Annotated in this window: 16 protein-coding genes; 8 read left to right on the top strand and 8 right to left on the bottom strand. The window is 72.0% G+C overall.

All coding sequences use genetic code 11. The features are described 5' to 3' along the window. Nucleotides 1-31 precede the first annotated feature (31 nt). From QWU11_RS15750 to QWU11_RS15735, 4 genes are all read right to left on the bottom strand, one after another. A complete protein-coding gene (locus tag QWU11_RS15750) occupies nucleotides 32-256 on the bottom strand; it encodes a hypothetical protein (RefSeq protein ID WP_290108926.1) in 225 nt (74 codons plus the stop codon). A 13-nt stretch (nucleotides 257-269) separates the two neighbouring features. Further along, on the bottom strand, nucleotides 270-1,403 hold the full coding sequence (locus QWU11_RS15745) for an inorganic phosphate transporter (RefSeq protein ID WP_290108925.1): 1,134 nt from the start codon (nucleotides 1,401-1,403) through the stop codon (nucleotides 270-272). Between the two features lie 122 nt (nucleotides 1,404-1,525). Further along, nucleotides 1,526-2,716, bottom strand: a complete 1,191-nt coding sequence (locus QWU11_RS15740) for a sigma-70 family RNA polymerase sigma factor (protein ID WP_290108924.1) — start codon at nucleotides 2,714-2,716, stop codon at nucleotides 1,526-1,528. Continuing rightward, nucleotides 2,713-3,060 (bottom strand): YciI family protein, encoded by a 348-nt coding sequence (locus QWU11_RS15735; protein ID WP_290108923.1) that lies wholly within the window; start codon nucleotides 3,058-3,060, stop codon nucleotides 2,713-2,715. Before QWU11_RS15735 ends, QWU11_RS15740 begins: the two co-directional genes overlap by 4 nt. A gap of 145 nt (nucleotides 3,061-3,205) precedes the next feature. Here QWU11_RS15735 and QWU11_RS15730 point away from each other — a divergent pair, with 145 nt between their 5' ends. Further along, nucleotides 3,206-3,607 carry a YciI family protein gene (locus tag QWU11_RS15730; protein ID WP_290108922.1) on the top strand — a complete coding sequence of 134 codons (402 nt, stop codon included), beginning with the start codon at nucleotides 3,206-3,208 and terminating at the stop codon, nucleotides 3,605-3,607. A gap of 16 nt (nucleotides 3,608-3,623) precedes the next feature. Then, nucleotides 3,624-4,826, top strand: a complete 1,203-nt coding sequence (locus QWU11_RS15725) for a sigma-70 family RNA polymerase sigma factor (RefSeq protein ID WP_290109145.1) — start codon at nucleotides 3,624-3,626, stop codon at nucleotides 4,824-4,826. A 69-nt stretch (nucleotides 4,827-4,895) separates the two neighbouring features. On the opposite strand, the gene QWU11_RS15720 is transcribed toward QWU11_RS15725, so the two are convergent. Beyond that, nucleotides 4,896-5,459, bottom strand: a complete 564-nt coding sequence (locus QWU11_RS15720; RefSeq protein WP_290108921.1) for an NAD(P)H-dependent oxidoreductase — start codon at nucleotides 5,457-5,459, stop codon at nucleotides 4,896-4,898. 87 nt (nucleotides 5,460-5,546) lie between these two features. Between QWU11_RS15720 and QWU11_RS15715 the strand changes: the two genes are divergently transcribed. Together QWU11_RS15715 and QWU11_RS15710 are read left to right on the top strand one after the other, a co-directional pair. Then, entirely contained in the window at nucleotides 5,547-6,020 is a 474-nt protein-coding gene (locus tag QWU11_RS15715) for a MarR family transcriptional regulator (RefSeq protein ID WP_290108920.1), read from the top strand. Nucleotides 6,021-6,081: 61 nt separating this feature from the next. After that, nucleotides 6,082-6,666 carry a TetR/AcrR family transcriptional regulator gene (locus tag QWU11_RS15710; protein ID WP_290108919.1) on the top strand — a complete coding sequence of 195 codons (585 nt, stop codon included), beginning with the start codon at nucleotides 6,082-6,084 and terminating at the stop codon, nucleotides 6,664-6,666. On the opposite strand, the gene QWU11_RS15705 is transcribed toward QWU11_RS15710, so the two are convergent. Continuing rightward, nucleotides 6,655-7,110 carry a helix-turn-helix domain-containing protein gene (locus QWU11_RS15705; protein ID WP_290108916.1) on the bottom strand — a complete coding sequence of 152 codons (456 nt, stop codon included), beginning with the start codon at nucleotides 7,108-7,110 and terminating at the stop codon, nucleotides 6,655-6,657. The genes QWU11_RS15710 and QWU11_RS15705 overlap by 12 nt on opposite strands. 95 nt (nucleotides 7,111-7,205) lie before the next feature. Between QWU11_RS15705 and QWU11_RS15700 the strand changes: the two genes are divergently transcribed. The 3 genes from QWU11_RS15700 to QWU11_RS15690 all read left to right on the top strand — a co-directional run bounded on the left by QWU11_RS15700 (nucleotide 7,206) and on the right by QWU11_RS15690 (nucleotide 12,362). Continuing rightward, a complete protein-coding gene (locus QWU11_RS15700) occupies nucleotides 7,206-8,390 on the top strand; it encodes a thiolase family protein (RefSeq protein WP_290108915.1) in 1,185 nt (394 codons plus the stop codon). Beyond that, complete coding sequence (locus QWU11_RS15695) at nucleotides 8,387-9,094, top strand: SDR family oxidoreductase (protein ID WP_290108914.1); 708 nt, start codon at nucleotides 8,387-8,389, stop codon at nucleotides 9,092-9,094. The genes QWU11_RS15700 and QWU11_RS15695 overlap by 4 nt, the downstream gene beginning before the upstream one ends. A 388-nt stretch (nucleotides 9,095-9,482) precedes the next feature. Beyond that, complete coding sequence (locus QWU11_RS15690) at nucleotides 9,483-12,362, top strand: AAA family ATPase (protein WP_290108913.1); 2,880 nt, start codon at nucleotides 9,483-9,485, stop codon at nucleotides 12,360-12,362. A 10-nt stretch (nucleotides 12,363-12,372) separates the two neighbouring features. Here the strand turns inward: QWU11_RS15690 and QWU11_RS15685 are convergent, their stop codons facing one another. Together QWU11_RS15685 and QWU11_RS15680 are read right to left on the bottom strand one after the other, a co-directional pair. Beyond that, a complete protein-coding gene (locus QWU11_RS15685; protein WP_290108912.1) occupies nucleotides 12,373-12,879 on the bottom strand; it encodes a DinB family protein in 507 nt (168 codons plus the stop codon). Nucleotides 12,880-13,014: 135 nt separating this feature from the next. Beyond that, nucleotides 13,015-14,667 carry an alpha/beta hydrolase gene (locus QWU11_RS15680; RefSeq protein ID WP_290108911.1) on the bottom strand — a complete coding sequence of 551 codons (1,653 nt, stop codon included), beginning with the start codon at nucleotides 14,665-14,667 and terminating at the stop codon, nucleotides 13,015-13,017. Between the two features lie 364 nt (nucleotides 14,668-15,031). Between QWU11_RS15680 and QWU11_RS15675 the strand changes: the two genes are divergently transcribed. Next, the gene (locus QWU11_RS15675; RefSeq protein ID WP_290108910.1) at nucleotides 15,032-16,147 is read left to right on the top strand and encodes a glycosyltransferase family 1 protein; all 1,116 of its coding nucleotides are present in this window, start codon (nucleotides 15,032-15,034) and stop codon (nucleotides 16,145-16,147) included. The last annotated feature ends 34 nt before the right edge of the window (nucleotides 16,148-16,181 follow it).

Below are 16,181 nucleotides of genomic sequence, written 5' to 3'. Positions count from 1 at the left end.
CCTCCCCGGCGAGAAGGAGAGGCCCCGAACGTCAGTGGAACTGCGGCACGATGAGATAGATCCCGTACGCCGCGATGAGAGCGCACGCGAGGAAACAGAGCCCGGCGGCGAGTGTGCCCGTACGCGCCGGCGGGGCGTCGTCAGCCCCGCCGAGGGACGACGCGAGTACTCCCACCGAGAAGATCACGACGATCGCGACGCCCACGGCGAGGCTGACCAGGGCCACCTCGCCGAGCGCGCTCCACTTGATGTCCATCTTCGCCCTCCCCTCATGCCGCGGTCGCCGACATGGCCGGCGCCGCAGGCTGGTCGTTGACGTTCTTGGAGTCGACCGGGTCCCGTCGCGACATGGCGTAGATGCCGGAGGCGACTGCGAGGACGGCCACGAAGATGACCACGATTCCGGCGGTCCCCTGCTTGGCGACGGCCGCGGACACGCCGCCCACGGCCGCGGCGGCCGGCAGCGTGAACAGCCAGGCCAGGGCCATCCGGCCCGCCACGTTCCAGCGCACCTCGGCGAGCCGCCGGCCGATGCCGGCGCCGAGAATGCCGCCGGAGCAGACCTGGGTGGTGGAGAGCGCGAAGCCCAGGTGGGACGAGGCGAGGATGACCGTGGTCGAGGCGGTCTCGGCGGCGAAGCCCTGTGGCGACTGGATGTCGGTCAGGCCCTTGCCCATCGTGCGGATGATCCGCCAGCCGCCCGCGTACGTGCCGAGCGCTATCGCGCCGCCCGCGAGCAGGACCACCCACCACGGCGGCCCGGACCCGTGCGAGAGGACTCCGGCCGAGATCAGCGTCAGGGTGATGACGCCCATCGTCTTCTGCGCGTCGTTGGTGCCGTGCGCCAGCGAGACCAGTGACGCGGAGGCCACCTGCCCGAACCGGAACCCGCGCGTGACCTCCCGCTCCCGGCCGCGCCGCGTGATCACGTACGCGAGGTAGGTCGCCACCATCGCGACCACTCCGGCGACGATCGGGGACGCGACGGCGGGGATGAGGATCTTCTCGGTGACCTCGGTGAAGTGGACGCCCTTCATGCCCGCGCCGACCCAGACCGCCCCGATCAGGCCGCCGAAGAGCGCGTGCGACGAGCTGGAGGGCAGGCCGACCAGCCAGGTCAGCAGATTCCAGACGATGGCGCCGACCAGTCCAGCGAAGATCATCCAGGGGGTGACCAGGCCGTCGTCGACGATCCCGCCCGAGATCGTCTTGGCGACCTCGGTGGAGAGGAACGCCCCGACCAGGTTGAGTGCTCCGGAGATCGCCACGGCGACCTTCGGTGGCAACGCGCCGGTGGCGACCGAGGTCGCCATCGCGTTCGCCGTGTCGTGGAAGCCGTTGGTGAAATCGAATGCCAGCGCCGTGATCACAACGACCACGACCAGGAACGACCAGTGACCCATCAGTGCTCGGCCTCCTCAAGGGGTGGCGGCGGCTCTGATCAGGTTAAATGCCCGTTATGAACGGAAAGTGAAGTAAGCCCGATGACCTGGCGACGGCTCGCTCCAGGCCACCGAGCCGAATCTCAGGCCACCGAGCTCCGGCCGCGGATCAGGAAGTCGCGCTCCGCGGCGTTCGCGGCGCGGGCGATCGCCGTGTCGTAGGCCCGCGCCGCCTCGTCGTCGCGGCCCAGCCGCCGCAGCAGGTCGGCGCGGATGGCGTGGAACAGGTGGTAGCCGTCGAGGTCCAGTTCCTCGACCAGGGCCAGCGCGGTGGCCGGCCCCTCGACCTCGGCGACCGCGACCGCGCGGTTGAGCGCCACGATCGGGGTCGGCGTGAACGACCACAGCAGGTCGTACAGGGCCAGGACCTGCGTCCAGTCCGTCGGCGGGTCGCTGTGGACGGCGTTGATCGCCGCCTGGACCTGGTACGGCCCCGGCCGGTCACGCCGAAGGCAGCGCCGCACGAGATCCTGCCCCTCGGCGACGAGGTCGTGGTCCCAGCGCTCGCGGTCCTGGTCGGCCAGGCGTACGAGCGCACCGTCCGGGCCTGTACGGGCGGCGCGGCGCGACTCCAGCAGCAGCATCAGCGCGAGCAGCCCGATGACCTCCGGCTCGTCCGGCATGAGCTCGGCCAGCAGCCGGCCGAGGCGGATGGCCTCCGCGCACAGGCCCGCCCGGACCAGCCGCTCGCCCGAGCTGGCGGCGTACCCCTCGTTGAAGATCAGGTAGACGACGGCGAGCACGGCGCGCAGCCGGCCGGGCAGTTCGGCCTCGCCGGGCACGCGGTACGGGATGCGCGCGTCGCGGATCTTCCCCTTGGCCCGTACGAGCCGCTGGGCCATGGTCTTCTCCGGCACCAGGAAGGCGCGGGCGATCTCGGCGGTGGTGAGCCCGCCGAGGAGCCGGAGCGTGAGGGCGACCTGGACGCCGGTGCCGAGCGCGGGGTGGCAGCAGGTGAAGATCAGGCGTAGCCGGTCGTCGCGCACGGCGCCCTCCTCGGCCGGTTCGTCGCGGGCGTTGAGCAGGGCGGCCTGGGCGTACCGGTCCGCGCGCGAGCCCTCGCGCCGGAGCCGGTCGATCGCCCGGTTGCGGGCGGTGGTGATGATCCACCCCGCCGGGCTCGGGGGCACGCCGCCGTCCGGCCAGCGGCGTACCGCCTCGGTGAAGGCGTCCTGGACCGCCTCTTCGGCGATGTCGATGTCGCCGAAGACGCGCACCAGCACCGCGACCGCGCGGCCGTACTCCTCGGCGAAGACCCGCTCGACCGGCGTCATTCGCCGTCGTCGACCGGGCGCACCTCGATCGGGAGTGTGGTCGCCGCACTGAGCCGCTGCGCCCAGTCGAGCGCGCCGTCCAGGTCGGGCGCGCTGACGATCGTGAAACCGCCGATGTGCTCCTTGCCCTCGGCGAACGGACCGTCGGTCATCAGGGCCTCGCCGTCCTGCATCCGTACGACGGTGGCCGTGCTCGCCAGGTGCAGCCGGGCGGTGAACACCCAGGCGCCGGCGGCCTTGACCTCTCCCTCCCAGGCCATGACCCGCTCGATGATCGGCCCGAGGTCCTCGGGCGGCGGCCGGTCGCCGTCGGGTTGAATGACGTTGAGCACGTACTGCTTCATCTGAACGCTCCTCTTGGAAGGGGTCCTTTCACCCTCTACACGAACGGCCCGCACCCGGATCGACAGGTCCCCGGAAGAATCTCCGCCACGATGTCGAGAACCCGCCGCCTGCTTCTACCTATACGTGACAGTGAGGGGACAGATCATGAAATACATGATGTTGATGCAGTTCAGCGCGGCGCAGACCGACTTTCCGGGGATCGACAGCTGGTCGGCCGAGGAGCTCCAGGCGCACATCGCGTTCATGCGGGACACCAACGAGAAGCTCGCCGCCTCGGGTGAGTTCGTCGACGCGCAGGGCCTGGCGATGCCGGACCAGGCCAGGATCGTACGGGCCGACGGCGGCCGGGCCCCGGTGGTCAGCGACGGGCCGTTCCCCGAGACCAAGGAGTTCCTGGCCGGGTGGTGGATCGTCGACTGCGAGACGCCCGAGCGCGCGATCGAGCTCGCGGCGACCGTGTCGGCCGCACCCGGGCCCGGCGGCCGCCCGCTGAACATGCCGATCGAGGTACGCCCGGTGATGTCGGTGCCCTCTCCGGAGGTGTGACACGGACGGCGAGGACCTGCTGCGCCGGCTGACGCCGCAGGTCCTCGGCGTGCTCACGCGCCGTTTCGGGGACTTCGAGGCCGCCGAGGACGCGGTGCAGGAGGCCCTGCTCGCCGCCACGGCCCAGTGGCCGGACGAGGGTGTGCCGGACAATCCGCGCGGCTGGCTGATCCAGGTCGCCGCGCGCCGCATGACCGAGCACGTACGGAGTGAGCAGGCACGGCGCCGCCGGGAGGAGCTCGTGGCCCGCCGGGCCGGCCGGCGGGCGGCGCCGCCCGCCGACGAGGAGTCCGGGACGGACCGCGACGACACGCTGACCGTGCTGTTCCTGTGCTGCCATCCGGCCCTGACCCCGACGTCGGCGATCGCCCTGACGCTGCGGTCCGTCGGCGGGCTGACCACGGCGGAGATCGCCAGCGCGTTCCTGGTGCCCGAGGCGACCATGGCGCAGCGGATCAGCCGGGCCAAGCAGCGCGTCAGGGGCCTGCCGTTCCGCCTCCCGTCCGGCGAGGAGTGGGCCGACCGCCTCCACTCGGTGCTGCACGTGCTGTACCTGATCTTCAACGAGGGGTACACCGTCAGCGTCGGCCCCGACCTGCACCGCGGCGAGCTGGCGCGGGAGGCGATCCGCCTGGCCAGGGCGGTACGCGCGCTCCTGCCGGACGACAACGAGGTGGCCGGGCTGCTCGCCCTGATGCTGCTCACCGAGGCCCGCCGCCCCGCGCGTACGGGACCGTCGGGTGAGCTGATCCCGCTCGCCGAGCAGGACCGGAGCCGGTGGGACGCCGCGGCCATCGCCGAGGGCGTCGAGCTGATCACCGCGACCCTCGCCAGAGGCGCGGTCGGCCCGTACCAGCTCCAGGCCGCGATCAACGCGATCCACGACGAGGCGGCCGGGGTCGGGGACACGGACTGGCCGCAGATCCTGGCGCTGTACGGACTGCTCGAACGCATGTCCGCCAATCCGATGGTCTCGCTCAACCGCGCCGTCGCGGCGGCGATGACCCACGGCCCGGCCACGGGACTCGCCCTGCTCGACGAGCTGGAGGAGCGCCTGCCCGGCCACCACCGCCTGCACGCGGCACGGGCCCACCTGCTGGAGATGGTGGGCGAGCCCGCGGCGGCCGCGGAGAGCTACCGCACGGCGGCCCGCCTCACCGCGAGCGGCCCGGAGCACCACTACCTCCTGAGCCGGGCCGCCCGCCTGACCGCGCCGTGATCGAGGCGGCCGGTACCCCCGTGTACGCGGCCGGCTCCCGTACGGCCGCGCCGCTCGGTGGTCTCGGCCTCAGGCCGCGGCGCGGAGCGGGGCGAGGGCCTCGCTCCAGGCCACGACCTGGTCCAGCGTCGTGTCGAGGACGGGCCGCTGGTGCTCGCCCGGCTTGAAGACGCTGAAGTTCTCAAAGTCGGTGAACAGCGACAGGGCCACCTGGGAGCGTACGTCGGCGAGCTGCAGCTCGCCCGCGATCAGGCGCAGGTGCTCGACCGCGCGGGTGCCCCCGGCGCCGCCGTAGCTGACGAACGCGCACGCCTTGTTGTTCCACTCGCCGTAGAGGAAGTCGATGGCGTTCTTCAGCGCGCCCGAGGTGGAGTGGTTGTACTCCGGCGTGACGAAGACGTACCCGTCGAAGGAGGCGATCTTCTCGGCCCACGCGTGCGTGTGCGGCTGGGCGTACTGGCCCAGGCTCGGCGGGAGCGCCTCGTCCAGGTGCGGGAGCTTGTAGTCGAGCAGGTCGACCAGCTCGAACTCCGCGTCGGTACGCTGCGCGGCCACTTGGTGGACCCACTGCGCGACGGCCTCGCCGACGCGTCCCGGCCGGGTGCTGCCGAGGATGATTCCGATCTTGGTCATGAAGATCTCTTTTCATTACGGGAAGTTACTTGCTTCGTGAAGCAAATACTCTAGACGATTGCTTTGTCAAGCAACTAGCCTGCGGGCATGGCCGAAATCCGCACCACCGAGACGGCGCCGCCCCAGCCGCTGAACCCCGACGAGGAGGCCGTGGCACGCGCTCTCGGGCGGGCGATCATCGTCCTGCCACGGGCCATCGACGCCGACCTGACGCGCGAGCAGCACCTCACGCTGAACGAGTACTCCGTACTGATGCACCTGTCCGAGGCGCCCGAGCGCCGGCTGCGCATGAGCGAGCTGGCCGGAGTGTGCGACGTGTCACTGAGCGGCATGACCCGCATCGTCGGCCGCCTGGAGGCCGACGGCCTGGTCGAGCGCGTCCAGTGCCCCGAGGACGCCCGCGGCTCCAACGCGGTCCTCACCGACGCCGGCCTGGCCCGCCTCGAGAACGCCTACCCGACCCACCTGGCCAGCACCCGGCGCCACATCATGGACCACCTCGAAGGGCTCGACCTTCCCCGCCTCGCCGACGCCCTGCGACGCTTCGCCACCCCCGTTTAGGGATTTGGCCGCCGAGGTGCCGCTCTGACATCATGAGCAACCGGAGCCATGCTCCGGTAAGGTGCCTCGGGAGAAGGGCGGCGCGGTGGACGCGAGCCGATCCAAGCGGGCGGACGCCCGGCGTAACGAGCAGACCCTGCTCGACGCCGCCGCCGCGGTCTTCGTCGCCTCGGGCGTGGAGGCCCCCGTACGCGACATCGCGGCCAAGGCCGGCGTCGGGATGGGCACGATCTACCGCCACTTCCCGACCCGGGCGGACCTCATCATCGCCGTCTACCGGCACCAGGTCGACGCCTGCGCCGAGGCCGGCCCGGAGCTGCTGGCGACGAGCGCCACTCCCCACGCCGCGCTGAGCCGATGGATCAACCTCTTCGTCGACTTCCTGGTCACCAAGCACGGGCTCGCCGCGGTGCTCCAGTCCGGCGACGCCGGCTTCGACACGCTGCACGCCTACTTCCTCGACCGCCTCCTGCCGGTGTGCACCCGGCTGCTCGATGCCGCCGCGGCCTCCGGCGAGATCCGGTCCCGCCTGGGGGCGTACGAGCTCATGCGCGGCGTCGGCAACCTCTGCATCGGCGCGGACAGCGACCCCGCCTACGACGCGCGCCGACTGGTCGAGACCCTGGTCGCCGGACTACTCCGCTAGGCCCGCCGGCCCCCACCCCTCCACCTGGAACCGGGCCCCGACGAAGGAGTCCGGTGCGACCTCCGTGCCGCACGCGCGGCAGACGACCGCCGCCTCGAAGTCGGCGCCGCAGGAGTGCTCGAAGATCACCGGCGGGCGCTCGGCCAGGTGGCGGTCGCCCCACTGCCCCAGCGTCAGCAGCACTCCCTGCAGCTCACGCCCGGCCTCCGTCAGGTGGTACTCGTGCCGCGGCGGCCGTTCGCTGTATCGCACCTTGTCCAGCACGCCGGCCTCGACCAGGCGGTTCAGCCGCGCCGTCAGGACGTCGCGCGGCGCGCCGATGTTGCGGGCCATGTCGTTGAAGCGCCGGACGCCGAACAGCACCTCGCGCAGCACGAGCAGGGAGTACTTCTCGCCGATCACGCTGAGAGCGGCGGCGATCGAGCAGGGACGTGGCGTGGTCATGCCTCCACCGTACGACCGGTGCGTTTGCATTTCCAACTCACTCGAACCTACAGTGAGTTGGAAATGCAAACTCTGCACGTGGGGAGATGAAGCGCATGCGGGATGCCGTGATCGTCGAAGCCGTACGCACGCCGATCGGCAAGGGCCGGCCCAGCGGCACGCTCGCCGGTGTCCACCCGGTCGAGCTGCTCGCCCACACGCTGCGCGGCCTCATCGGCCGCAGCGGGATCGCCCCCGAGCTCGTCGACGACGTGATCGGCGGCTGCGTCGACCAGGTCGGCGAGCAGGCCATGAACACCACTCGCAACGCCTGGCTCGCGGCCGGGCTGCCCGAAGAGGTCCCGGCCACCACGATCGACCGCCAGTGCGGCTCGTCGCAGCAGGCCGTCCACTTCGCCGCCCAGGGCGTGATCTCCGGCGCGTACGACCTGGTCATCGCCTGCGGCGTCGAGTCGATGAGCCGCGTCCCGATGTGGTCGAACGTCCCGGCGGGCGCCGATCCCTTCGGCCCCGGCGTCGCCGCACGCTTCCCCGACGGCCTGGTGCCGCAGGGCATCAGTGCCGAGCTGATCGCCGCGAAGTGGTCGATCGGCCGCGAGCAGATGGACGAGTTCGCCACCCGGTCGCACCGGCTCGCCGCCCAGGCGCACGCCGACGGGCTCTTCGACGCCGAGCTCACCCCCGTGCGGACCGACGCGGGCCTGGTCACGAGCGATGAGTCCGTACGGCCGGGCACGACGCCGGAGGTGCTCGCCGGGCTGCGGCCGGCCTTCGCCGACCCCGCGTACGCCGAGCGGTTCCCGCAGATCGACTGGTCGGTGACGGCGGGCAACAGCAGCCCGATCAACGACGGCGCTTCCGCGGTGCTGATCACCTCCAGCGAGACCGCGGCGCGGCTCGGCCTGCGGCCGGTCGCCCGCCTGCACAGTTTCGCGGTGACCGGCTCGGACCCGCTGCTCATGCTGAGCGGCGTCATCCCGGCCACCGACAAGGTGCTGCGCCGGGCCGGGCTGCGGCTGGAGGACATCGACCTGTTCGAGGTCAACGAGGCGTTCGCCAGCGTCGTCCTGGCCTGGCTCCAGGAGACCGGCGCCGACCCGGCCAAGGTCAACGTCAACGGCGGCGCCATCGCGCTCGGCCACCCGCTCGGCGCCAGCGGCACCCGCCTGATGACCACACTCATGGGCGCCATGCGCCGGAGCGGCGCCCGCTACGCACTGCAGACCATGTGCGAGGCCGGAGGCCTCGCCAACGCCACCATCCTGGAAGGACTGTCATGAAGATCTCTGGTTCCGTCGCTCTCGTCACGGGGGCCAACCGCGGCCTCGGCCGCGCCCTCGCCCGCGCGCTGGCCGAACGCGGCGCCGGCACGGTCTACGCCGGCGCCCGCGACCCGGGCACCGTCACCGACCCCGGCCTCGTCCCCGTGAAGCTCGACGTGACCGACCCGGCGGACGTCGCCGCCGCGGCGGCACGGTGCGGCGACGTCACACTGCTGATCAACAACGCCGGCGTCTTCCACGGCGGCCCGCTGCTCGGCCCGGCGACGCTCGACGAGGCCAGGAACGAAATGGAGATCAACTACTTCGGCACACTGGGGCTCACCCGCGCCTTCGCCCCGGTCCTGGGCGCGAACGGCGGGGGCGCACTCGTCAACGTCCTTTCGGTGCTCTCGCACGTCAGCGTGCCGGGCATGGGCGCGTACGCGGCCTCCAAGTCCGCCGCCTGGTCGCTGACCAACGGCGTACGCCTGGAGCTGGCTCCGCAGGGCACGCTCGTGGTCGGGGTGCACGTAGGGTTCATGGACACCGACATGGCCGCCAACGCCCCCGGGCCGAAGGAGAGGCCGGAGGACGTGGCCGCGCGGGTGCTCGACGCCGTCGAGGCCGGGGAGCCGGAGGTGTTCGCGGACGCGATCAGCCGGCAGGTCAAGGGCGGCCTGTCCGGGGAGCTGGCGGACCTCTACCCGGCTCTCCGCGGCTGACGAGAGCCGAATTGTATACGGGATACCGAACCTGCCCAGGTGGCTGATGTGGAGTTCCGGGCCGCCGCGCAGACTGTTCCTTATCGCCGCCACGAGCTCGCGGCGAGGGCGTTCGGCCAACTGAGCCCGTCTGGGGGCGGCGGCTCAGTGGCGCCGGGACACCGGCCCAGGGGGGCGGGCGCCGTCGCTCCGGGCTCGCGGTGACGCGAATCGGCCGGGTCCCGGCACAGGTTTTCCGGGGGGCGCGCTGGGACCCGGCCGCGCATTCGAGTCCTCAGCGCCCACCCGGATCAACTTTGTCTCATGCTTCACCCGCGCGCCGTAAGAACGCGGGGCCACGCGGCACTGACCGGTCGGTAAAGCGCTGACCAGGTAAGTTGTAGTTCTGGTGACTGATGGAAGCACGGCGGAACCCCCGTCGCCCGTCCCGGAGACGACGACCGGAGCCGATCTCGGCCGACCGTCACGGCGTGGCTGGCGTGGCCGGACCCGTGAGTGGCGCGCCCTCTCCGCCCTCCTGCGGGCAGCCGAACAGAGCCGGGGTGGAGTCCTCCTGGTCGAGGGTCGCTCCGGGATGGGAAAGAGCCACCTGCTCTCCGACGCGGTGGAGGCCGCCGCCGGGCAGGGCTTCATGCTCGCCCACGGCGCGGCCGACGAGCCGAGCCGGCTCGCGCCGCTGGTCCCCCTGATGACCGCGCTCGGGGAGTCGCCGCAGACACTTCGCGAGGCCCGGTCCGTCATGCCCTCCGACACGATCGACCTGCGGCTGCGGCTGATCGAGCGGTTGCAGACGCGGCTGGAGGAGCGGGTCTTCGAGGGGCCGCTGCTGATCGCCCTCGACGACCTGCAGTGGGCCGACCCGACGACGATCCTGGCGCTGCGGTCGATGATCCCCGAGCTCGCCTCGTACCCCTTGATGTGGATTCTGGCCCGGAGGACCGACGGGACCGACTCCGGGATCGCCCAGCTGTTCGAGGTCCTCGAGCGCGACGGCGCCCGGCGCGTGGTGCTGGAGCCGCTGGGCGACTGCGCGGTGGCCGAGGTCGTCGCCGACGTCCTCGGCGCGACGCCGTCCACCGAGCTGCTCTCACTGACCGCCGCCACGGGCGGCAACCCCTATCTGCTGGTCGAGCTCGTACGCGGCCTTCACGATGAGGGCGCGGTCGTGATCGAGGACGGCCAGGCGCGGCTCGCCTCCCGGCGGATGCCGCGGCGGGTCCAGGAGATCGCCCGCCGCCGGCTGGCACGCCTGTCCCCGCACACCCGGCACATGCTGCAGGTGGCGGCCGTCCTGGGGCGCGCGTTCCGCGTCGACGACCTGGCCGAGATGTTCGGCGAGCCGCCCAGCCGGCTCCTTGCCGCGCTCGAGGAGGCCGAGGCCGCGGGCGTCGTGGTGCCCTCCGGCGAGCAGCTCACGTTCCGGCACGACCTGCTCTGGCAGGCCGTGACCGAGACCGTCACCGTGCCCGTCCGGCACGCGCTGCACCGGCAGGCCGCCGACATGCTGCTCAGGCGCGGCGGCTCGGCGATCCCGGCCGCCGCCCACCTGATGCACTACGCGCGCCCCGGCGACACCCGCGCGCTGGAGGGCCTCGACCAGGCCGTGAACGAGGTGCTGCCGTCCTCACCGCAGAGCGCCGCCGACCTGGCCGTACGCGCCCTCGAACTCACCACGCCGGGCGATCAGGGGCGTTTCGACCGCACGGTGACCGCGGTCTACGCGCTGACGACGTCCGGGCGGCTGCCGGAGGCGGCCGACTTCGCCCGCGCCGCGATGAGCCACACTCAGGTGCCGGGGCAGGCGGCCCGGCTGCGGTACGAACTGGCGTACGCCCTGCTGCTGGCCGGGCGGCCCATGGACGCGGTGGCCGAGGCGGAGAAGGCGCTCGGCGAGCCGGGCCTGACCGGCGAGCTGCGCGGACTGGCCGAGCAGGTCTACCTCCGCGCCCTGTACGCGAACCACGACTTCCGGCGCGGGCAGAAACTGGCCGAGTCGATCGTCGCCGCAGCGGACGAGCACGGCCGGGCCGCCCACGTGGGCGCCCGCATGCTGCTGTCCTACGTCTCCTGGGCGGACGGCCGCCCGGCGGACGGGATCAGCCACGTACGAGAGGCCGTCCGCATCGCGCCGCGCGACGACGTGCAGGCCAGGCGCGTCCACCCACGCCTGCACCTGGCCACCCTCCTCACCGACATGCGGATGCTCGACGAGGCCGAGACGCAGCTCCAGCGCGTCGAGGAGGAGATCACCGAGTTCGGGCACACCGCGTACGCCGCCAGCCCGGCGATCTTCCGCGCCCGGTTGCGGCTCGCCGAGGGCCGCCTGGACGACGCGGCGGCCGAGGCGCAGGCGGGCATGGCCATCGCCGACCAGATGGGCATGCACGCGTTCGTGCTGCTGGCGATCGCGGTCCTCGTGATCGTCTCCGTGCACCGCGGCGACATCGACGCGGCGGCCGGTTACGCCCAGCGCTATGAGGAACAGCTCCGGGCCGGGACGAGGTTCGGGCTGGCCTGGGGCCGCTGGGGCATGGCGCTGCTCGCCGACGCGAGGGCCGGCCCCCGCGAGGCCCTCGACGTGCTCCACATCCCGTACACCGATGCCATGGAACGCCGCTGGCTGCTGATGTCCGAGCCCGACGCCGCGGCCTGGCTGGCGCGTACGGCGCTCGCGGCCGAGGACCGCCCGTCCGCCGAGAGCGTGGCGATCACGGCCGAGCAGCTCGCCCGCGACAACCCCGGCTTCTCCACGCTCGCCGCCTCGGCCGCGCACGCCCGCGGCATCCTGCGCGGCGACCGGGTGCCCCTCTCACACGCCTCGGCCTCCCATCCCGGGCCGTGGGGCCGTGCCTCGGCCGCCGAGGATCTCGGCGTCCTGCTCGCCCGGCCGGCCGGCGGATCCGGCAACGACGCGGCGATCGGCGCGCTGGACCGGGCGCTGGAGGGCTACCAACAGGTCGGCGCGCTGCGCGACGCGGCCCGGATCCGTGCCCGGCTGCGACGGCTCGGCGTACGCCGCCGGCACTGGACCCAGACCGAACGCCCGGTCTCGGGCTGGTCGAGCCTGACCGACACCGAGCGGAACGTCGCCGCCCTGGCCGCGCAGGGCCTGACGAATCCGCAGGTCGCGACCCAGATGTTCGTCTCACCGCACACGGTGAAGTTCCACCTGCGCCAGGTGTTCCGCAAGCTCGGCATCGGCTCGCGCGTCGAGCTGGCCCGGCTCGCCACCGAGCACACCCCGGGCGACCGGCCGCCCGAGGTGTGAGGCGGCCCTCTCACCCCATGGTCTTGGCGCCGTCGAGCGACTCGCGGATGATGTCGGCGTGGCCGGCGTGCTGGGAGGTCTCGGCCAGGATGTGCAGCAGGACCCGGCGGGCTGACCAGCGCGCCCCCGGCGTGAACCAGGGCGCCTCGGGCAGGGCGTGGTCGAAGTCCAGGTCGGGCAGGCCGGCCACGATCTCCTCGGTCCGCGCCGCGACCGCGTCGTAGTCCTCCAGCAGCCCGGCGAGCGTCTCGCCCTCCAGCATGCGGAACTCCGCCTGCCAGTCCCGCTCGCCCTGGACGCCCTCCGTACCGCGTACGACGAAGTCCATCCAGCCGCGCTCGACGTTCGCGACGTGCTTGATCAGCCCGCCCAGGCACAGCGCGCTCACCGTGGTGCGCCGCGCGGCCTGCTCGTCGTCGAGGTCGCGGACCGTCTGGCGCAGGAAGGCCCGGTGCTGGGCCAGGGTCGTCAGGATGGTCGCGGATTCGGTGCTCAGAAGCTCACGCGTGCCGGTCATGTTCTCGCCTTTCCTCGGGTCCTCGGGGTACGTCACGACTGACCGTAGGGACGATTGCGGCCAGGTTCCGTCCTGAATAGGCGAGCGGACGCGAAAAGGCCCCCGGGTTCTCCGGGGACCGTTCGCGTGCGGGTGTTACTTGACGGTGTCGGCGCTCGGCGTGGTCTGGCCCTTGGCCGCGGCGGCGGCCGGCGGGGTCGGGTCACCGAGCTGTGAGACGTGCACGGTGTCCGCCGACGGCAGGGAACCGTTCAGGAAGTAGGCGTCGAAGTAGGAGTCGACGCCACCGGGACGGAGGTCGCCGCGGTGCACGATGCAGTGCGTACGGTCGCCGTCCTGGACCACCAGGTGGGAGCCCCGGAGGATCTTGTGCAGTTCGAGCGCGCCCGGGTACGGGGTGGCCGCGTCGTCGGTGGCCTGGAACATCAGGATGTTGTTCGGCAGGTCCTTGGTGTGGCCGACGTCGACCGGCGTGCCCGGCTTGGCGTGCCAGAACAGGCAAGGAGCGTTGAACCAGACGTTGCCCCAGGTCAGGAACGGGCTGGTCTTGTTCGTCCGTACGGCGTCGGAGTGCCACTTGGCCCAGCTCTGCGGCCACGCGGTGTCGGTGCACTGGACGGCGAGGTAGACGGCGAAGCTGTTGTCGTCGCTGCCGCCGGTGGTCGGCGCGCCGAACGTGCCGGCGAACGTGGCGACGTCACCCGCCTTGTAGGCCGAGATCGCGGACGCGTAGCTGTTCCAGACGGCCTGGCTGCGCCGGTAGGCCGCGTTCTGGATGTTGTCCACCAGCTCGTCCTCGCCGACCGCGACGGTCTGACCGCCTGAGGTGTAGGTCAGCGGGTGCTCGGCCAACTTGTCCTGCAGCTTGTAGTAGTAGCTGCGGACGGCGGCCTGCGTGGTGCCCAGGTGGTACCTGGAGTCGTACTTGGCGATCCAGCCGAAGTAGTAGTCCATGTTCTTGTTGAACCAGACGTCCTGGTTCAACTGCGCGTCGTACCAGACGCCCTTGGGGCTGACGTTGCCGTCCAGGACCATGCGGCCGACGTTCTTGGGGAACATCGTCGCGTACGTCTGGCCGAGGTAGGTGCCGTACGAGGCGCCGTAGTAGTCGAGCTTCTGGTGCCCGAGCGCCTTGCGGATCGTGTCCATGTCGCGGATCGAGTCGACCGTCTTGAGGTGGTCGAGCAGGTCGATCTTGGCACCCGCGCCGAACTTGCGCGCGCAGGCGTCCGCGTAGTCCTTGGACTTCTTCAGCCAGACCGCGTCGTCGTGCTTCCCGCCCGTGCCGTACTCCGGCCGGGGGGCGTTGCTGTAGTTCTCGTCACAGGTCAGCTTCGGCGTGCTGAAGCCGATGCCGCGCGGGTCGAAGCCGATGACGTTGTACGCCGCCTGCATCGAGGCCGAGTTCTGGGCGTAGACGCGCGGGCCGAACAGGGCCCCTTCGCCGCCCGGTCCACCCGGGTTGACCAGGATGTCGCCCTTGGCCGCTCCCGAGCCCTGGTGCGGCGTCTTGGTCAGCTCAAGCGTGATCTTCTGACCGTTCGGGTGCGCGTAGTCGAGCGGCACCTGCAGCTCGGCGCACTTGATGATCGTGGAGACCTTGACCGGTCCCAGGGCGTCGTACGCCTGGGCCCCCGTCACGATGTCCGGCTGGCACGCGTGCCATGAGAGGCTCGCCGGTTGGAAGGCCCCGGGCGCGCTCGTGGTCGCCGACGCGCTTGTGGCGCCGAGACCGAGCCCGCTGAGGCCCAGGCCGGCTGTCGCGGCCACGGCAAGAAGCTTCTTCACGAAACCCCCTTAGAAGTCGGACAGTGTGATCCATCCGACAAATGGTGAACAAGGGGTGATTGTCCCGGGGTCGGATATCACCGCAGAAGATGCGTGCGGAGATGTTTGCAGAATCGTGACGGGTCGCTTAAGTAGGCGCGCGAACACCGTACGTCGTATTTGATGACCAGGGCTTTTATCGCGCCTCTGAGCTCGCGCGGACCTCATCGGACCGCCAGGCCGCGGGCCATCCCGACCGACCCGTCCGGCACGAGATCACCGGAGTTCTCCGGCGGACGGGCGGGAGACGACGTTTCCGCAATGTTTCCCGGCGCGGTGCCACCGCGCGGTCGCGCCGTCGCGCGGCGCGGTCACGCTCACGGCCGTGAGGATCGCGATTGTCACTGAGTCCTTTCTGCCCCACGTCAACGGCGTGACCAACTCTGTCTGCCGCGTGCTGGACCACCTGACCCGCCGTGGCCACGAGGTGCTCGTCATCGCTCCGGGCCCCGGTCCCGGCGACCCCGACGACCGGCTCCGGCTGACCCCCGGCGTACCCCTGCCCTTCTACCGCTCGTTCGTCCTCGGGCTGCCCACACGGCAGGTGACGGCGGCGCTGCGCGACTTCCGGCCCGACGTGGTGCACCTCGCCTCGCCGCTGATGCTCGGCGCCTCCGGGATCGCCGCCGCCCGCCGGCTCGACGTGCCGGCCGTGGCGGTGTTCCAGACTGATCTGGCCGGGTTCGTCCGCCGGTACGGCCTGCGCGGCGGCGACACGCTCGTCTGGGCCTGGCTACGCCGCATCCACGAGCGCGCGGACCGAACGCTGGCGCCCTCCCGGCCCACGCTGGACGAGCTGCGGCGGCGTGGTTTCCCCCGCCTCGCGCTGTGGGCCCGCGGCGTGGACGACCGGCGCTTCCACCCCCGGCACCGGTCGGCGGAGCTGCGCGCCCGGCTGGCGCCCGGTGGTGAGGTGCTCGTCGGTTACGTCGGGCGGCTCGCTCCGGAGAAGCGCCCCTGGCTGCTCTCCCACCTGACCGACCTGCCCGGCGTACGTCTGGTGGTCATCGGGGACGGCCCGGCGAGGCGGCGGCTCGAACGCCTGCTGCCGGACGCCGTCTTCACCGGCTTCCGTACGGGGCCGGAGCTGTCGGAGCTGGTGGCGTCGCTGGACGTGTTCGTGCACACGGGAGCGGACGAGACCTTCGGCCAGGCCGTACAGGAGGGGCTCGCGGCCGGCCTGCCGGTGGTCGCACCGGCCTCGGGCGGCCCGCTGGATCTCGTACGGCCCGGCCACAACGGCCTCCTCTACCCGCCGGACGACCCGGCCGCGCTCCGCGCCGCCGTCGCCACTCTGGTGGCCGACCCCGTACTGCGGACCCGCTTGGGCGGGCACGCACGCCTGTCGGTGTACGGCCGCGACTGGGCGGGCATCTGCGACGAACTGCTCGGACACTACGACGCGGTCAGGTACGGCACTCCCGCGGTGCGGGCCGCCTGACCGGCCGACGGGGGGCGCGCCGGCCCCCCGCCGA

The organism is Actinomadura sp. DC4 (assembly GCF_030406325.1).
Taxonomy (GTDB): Bacteria; Actinomycetota; Actinomycetes; order Streptosporangiales; family Streptosporangiaceae; genus Actinoallomurus.
This window is presented reverse-complemented; position numbering and strand designations above follow the sequence as displayed.

Coding starts and splice junctions, on each gene's coding strand:
- QWU11_RS15740 (WP_290108924.1), bottom strand. CDS start 2,716: ATGACGCCGGTCGAGCGGGTCTTCGCCGAGGAGTACGGCCGCGCGGTC.
- QWU11_RS15715 (WP_290108920.1), top strand. CDS start 5,547: ATGGCCGAAATCCGCACCACCGAGACGGCGCCGCCCCAGCCGCTGAAC.
- QWU11_RS15745 (WP_290108925.1), bottom strand. CDS start 1,403: ATGGGTCACTGGTCGTTCCTGGTCGTGGTCGTTGTGATCACGGCGCTG.
- QWU11_RS15750 (WP_290108926.1), bottom strand. CDS start 256: ATGGACATCAAGTGGAGCGCGCTCGGCGAGGTGGCCCTGGTCAGCCTC.
- QWU11_RS15695 (WP_290108914.1), top strand. CDS start 8,387: ATGAAGATCTCTGGTTCCGTCGCTCTCGTCACGGGGGCCAACCGCGGC.
- QWU11_RS15720 (WP_290108921.1), bottom strand. CDS start 5,459: ATGACCAAGATCGGAATCATCCTCGGCAGCACCCGGCCGGGACGCGTC.
- QWU11_RS15730 (WP_290108922.1), top strand. CDS start 3,206: ATGAAATACATGATGTTGATGCAGTTCAGCGCGGCGCAGACCGACTTT.
- QWU11_RS15700 (WP_290108915.1), top strand. CDS start 7,206: ATGCGGGATGCCGTGATCGTCGAAGCCGTACGCACGCCGATCGGCAAG.
- QWU11_RS15735 (WP_290108923.1), bottom strand. CDS start 3,060: ATGAAGCAGTACGTGCTCAACGTCATTCAACCCGACGGCGACCGGCCG.
- QWU11_RS15685 (WP_290108912.1), bottom strand. CDS start 12,879: ATGACCGGCACGCGTGAGCTTCTGAGCACCGAATCCGCGACCATCCTG.
- QWU11_RS15705 (WP_290108916.1), bottom strand. CDS start 7,110: ATGACCACGCCACGTCCCTGCTCGATCGCCGCCGCTCTCAGCGTGATC.